Consider the following 955-nt stretch of genomic DNA (forward strand, 5'->3'; position numbering starts at 1 on the left):
CTGGATATGCTCCAGTCGAATGCCGTGCTTTTCCGCCCATAGCACGAGCTTGCTGCTGATGTATTCCGGACCATTGTCGCTGCGGATAACTTGGGGCTTGCCACGCCACTCGATCACTTGATCCAGTGCGCGCACCACCCGCTCTGCCGGCAATGACAGATCGATATCCATGGTCAGGGCCTCGCGGTTGAAGTCGTCGATCAGGTTGAACAGGCGGAAGCTGCGACCGTCGGCCAACTGATCGTGCATGAAGTCCATCGACCAGCAGTGGTTGATTGCCTCCGGCACGGCCAATGGCTCGGGCTTCTCTCGCACGATGCGCTTGCGCGGCTTGATCCGCAGGTTCAACTCCAGCTCCCGATAGATCCGGTACACCCGTTTGTGATTCCAGCGATAACCTTTCACGTTGCGCAGATACAGGAAGCACAGGCCGAAACCCCAGTTGCGTTGGTTATGTGTGAGTCGGATCAGGTGATCGGCGATCTCGGCATTTTCTGCCGACAACCGTGGCTGGTAGCGATAGCAGGTCGTGCTGATGCCAAACGACACACACGCCAGTTTGATGCTGACCTTGCCTGAGGTAACCGCGTGTTGCGCCATCTCTCGTCGCCGAGATGGCTTCACCACTTTTTTGCCATCGCCTCCTGGATGATCTCGGCCTTCAGGCGCTCCTCGGCATACATCTTCTTCAGACGACGATTCTCCTCCTCCAGCTCGCGCAGTCGAGCCATTAACGAGGCGTCCATGCCACCGAACTTGGCGCGCCATTTGTAGAAGGTCGCCGAACTGATGCCATGCTCGCGGCACAGTTCAGGCACGGGGCTGCCGACTTCAGCCTGCTTGAGGATGGCGATGATTTGACTGTCCGAAAAACGCGATGTCTTCACGCAAAATTTCCTTGATCCGATTAGGAGAAAATTCTACTTCTGACGAGGGCTGATTTCAGGGGGGATTA

At 56.6% G+C, this 955-nt stretch carries 1 pseudogene; it reads right to left on the minus strand.

The features are described 5' to 3' along the window. A pseudogene (locus C1949_RS19230) lies at positions 1–887 on the minus strand (IS3 family transposase); the annotation flags it as partial. Positions 888–955: the final 68 nt, after the last annotated feature.

This window comes from Halopseudomonas oceani (genome assembly GCF_002903165.1).
In the GTDB taxonomy this organism is placed as follows: Bacteria; Pseudomonadota; Gammaproteobacteria; order Pseudomonadales; family Pseudomonadaceae; genus Halopseudomonas; species Halopseudomonas oceani.